Genomic DNA, 240 nt, shown 5'->3' on the forward strand with positions numbered 1-240 from the left:
CATCATTTCTGCGTACAAAATGATTGGTGGAGCCTAGCGGGATCGAACCGCTGACCTCCTGCGTGCAAGGCAGGCGCTCTCCCAGCTGAGCTAAGGCCCCAAGAAGAATGGTGGGCCTAAATGGACTCGAACCATCGACCTCACGCTTATCAGGCGTGCGCTCTAACCAGCTGAGCTATAGGCCCTCTTGAGTATAATTATCTTACTGATAGAAGATTGATTCAATGTTTCCATTGAAAA

General features: G+C 49.6%; 2 tRNA genes. Both read right to left on the reverse strand.

What is annotated here, in order from left to right:
* Positions 1–24: 24 nt before the first annotated feature.
* Positions 25–100 (reverse strand) — tRNA-Ala (locus MLE13_RS17950).
* A gap of 8 nt (positions 101–108) precedes the next feature.
* Positions 109–185, reverse strand: a tRNA-Ile gene (locus MLE13_RS17955).
* Positions 186–240 lie beyond the last annotated feature (55 nt).

The organism is Planococcus halocryophilus (assembly GCF_022489025.1).
Lineage (GTDB): Bacteria > Bacillota > Bacilli > Bacillales_A > Planococcaceae > Planococcus > Planococcus halocryophilus_A.